At 39.7% G+C, this 2,221-nt stretch carries 2 protein-coding genes and 1 pseudogene; 1 reads left to right on the top strand and 2 read right to left on the bottom strand.

All coding sequences use genetic code 11. The features are described 5' to 3' along the window. A pseudogene (locus CK510_RS29570) lies at positions 1–1,318 on the bottom strand (hypothetical protein); the annotation flags it as partial. A gap of 61 nt (positions 1,319–1,379) precedes the next feature. Here CK510_RS29570 and CK510_RS29565 point away from each other — a divergent pair. Then, positions 1,380–1,754, top strand: coding sequence for a four helix bundle protein (locus CK510_RS29565; protein ID WP_095725011.1), 375 nt, complete (start codon positions 1,380–1,382; stop codon positions 1,752–1,754). Here CK510_RS29565 and CK510_RS29560 read toward each other — a convergent pair. Further along, positions 1,751–2,071, bottom strand: coding sequence for a hypothetical protein (locus tag CK510_RS29560; protein ID WP_095725010.1), 321 nt, complete (start codon positions 2,069–2,071; stop codon positions 1,751–1,753). The two genes, CK510_RS29565 and CK510_RS29560, sit on opposite strands and share 4 nt — an antisense overlap. Between the last annotated feature and the right edge of the window lie 150 nt (positions 2,072–2,221).

Below are 2,221 nucleotides of genomic sequence, written 5' to 3'. Positions count from 1 at the left end.
AATAAACCAACCTTCGATTAAAAGGTGCAGTCATTAAGCGTTCCCAAACAATAGGTAAAGTTTGTAACCAAATTCGCGAAGGATATTCGGTTTCGCGGACAACCCAAGCTGGACGCAGAAAGCAGGATTGGAGATAACGACAAGCTTCGTCTAATTGTTCGCGGGTGTTCCGATATACCAAAAACACAGTTGCTACGTGGATGGGAACAGCACCTTCATAAAGTTCTTCTTGTGCAGCAACAGATTTTTTGATATTGAGTAGAGATTTTACGTCAACAGAGTTTTTGTCTTGGGCAAGTACAGCAGATGTATTCGCTTGTTTTGTAAGACGCTGCATATTAGTTTTCACCAACGTCTCATTAGCTCGCATCAACTGGCAGTAAATCTCAGTATCATAGACTCTTTCCCTAGATAAAACCTCCCATAAATAACGCATTTGTCGTTCCTTATCCACCCAACCACCGGGTTTATCGGCAAAAGTTAGGGCAGCAATGTATTTTTCTTGGAGATGCACCCAACGTCTATCTGCGACGGGGATAGATGATTCTGACTCCATGAGCAAAGATGCGGGGGAGACATCTGAGTAAATTTCCTCACGTAGTCCATTTTCGTCGAGGGTCAAAAGTTGGGGAATTGGTCGAGGTGGTGTGTTGTTAAATCGCTGCCATAGTTGTTCCCAAAGCTGTTCGGAAGTTAAAGGGCGGATATCTAGCCCCATTTTGTTTGATAGTAATTGCTCCCATAATTGGAATCCGTCGGTAAAAGCTGAGTGTAAAAGTCGTTCGATGGCGATGAATTGAAGTTCGTTAATTTCTCCTGTAAATGATTTCCAGGAACGCTCTAATTTCGAGAGGATTTTTTCAATCGCATCGTTCGTTCCCGTACTCGAAGTTTCAATTGTGTATGTGCAATAAAGACGTAATATTTTTGGTTTACGAACTCCTTGAATTGTTAGTTGTTGTGTTCTACATCGTTCTCCCATCAAGAGATATTGCAGTTCTTTATTAGGAGCAATATCGCTCAAATCTTTGAGTTGCTGTTGTCTCAAATTATCGTTGGTAAACGAACTAAGATGGATTGTTAAACGTTCTCCATCGGGTAAATCTTTCAATCCAGATTCAATCGCATCAAACACCGGATCAATTTGTTCGCTACGTAATGTTGAATGAATACCCGCACATTCAAACCCAAATTGAATTAGGAAATTATCAACACCTTTACGCAGAAGATAAGCACCAATCGAGCGTCCTTGGAGATTTATTTGCAACATTGTAAAAGGAGCAAATGCATCTTCAAGAGGTGTTAGGGAAAGTTTCATAGAGGCAGTGGGCAGTTGGCAGTGGATAAGAGAAAATAAAAGTGTTACTAGAGGAAAAAAAATGAAAAATAATGCAATCCGTTCGTATCGTGATTTACAAGTTTGGCAAAAAGGTATGGATATTGCTGAGTTATGCTACGTAATTACAAAGAGTTTTCCCAAAGATGAAACATATGGAATGATTTCACAAATTCGACGTGCATCAGTTTCCATACCTGCCAATATTGCAGAAGGCTATGGAAGAGATTCTCAAGGAGAATATGTTCATTTTCTCAAAATATCTCAGGGTTCCTTAAAAGAATTAGAAACTCATATTATTTTGAGTATGCGAGTTAATTTGATAACCTCAGAGTCCGCTAATCCAATACTAGAAGAATGTGATTCTCTTGGTAAAATGTTACGCTCGTTAATCCGTTCTATACAAGCATCAATTTAATCACCTCCCTTTCTTTTTTTCTCACTACTCCCGACTGCCTCATACAAGCATCGAACTCGTGTCCAATTAGGGGTAGTAACAAATTTGGATAAAATGCGCCAACTACCATTAGCCGTGAGAATCCACCATGTTGCTATTCCCCAAGCAGCTGTACTACAAGTCCAAATCCAATTAAGTCGAAATAAACCATGTATCAAGTAATAAGAAAGTCCACAAATTATCGCCCAAGGAATTAATTGGTCAGCAGGGAATGGTCCGATATTGGGTTGCTTTCCAAGAGTCACATTAACTTTGCGATATTTTGATTTTTCCTCCATACAATTGAGATAAAACTTTATTAATTCTTCTACCACTGCCCACTGCCTACTGCCTACTGCCTACTGCCCCCCTCCTCCAATAATCAAATTTGCCAGAATATCACCCATCGTCACCGCAATTAAAATAATCATTGGTGTTCGAGCTAAATT

Origin of the sequence: Brunnivagina elsteri CCALA 953 (assembly GCF_002289455.1) — a bacterium.
Lineage (GTDB): Bacteria > Cyanobacteriota > Cyanobacteriia > Cyanobacteriales > Nostocaceae > Brunnivagina > Brunnivagina elsteri.
The sequence above is the reverse complement of the archived record's forward strand: the minus strand, read 5'-3'. Positions and strand labels throughout refer to the sequence as shown.

Excerpts from the sequence above, each read along its gene's own strand:
- CK510_RS29565 (WP_095725011.1), top strand. The coding sequence starts at position 1,380 with ATGAAAAATAATGCAATCCGTTCGTATCGTGATTTACAAGTTTGGCAA.
- CK510_RS29560 (WP_095725010.1), bottom strand. The coding sequence starts at position 2,071 with ATGGAGGAAAAATCAAAATATCGCAAAGTTAATGTGACTCTTGGAAAG.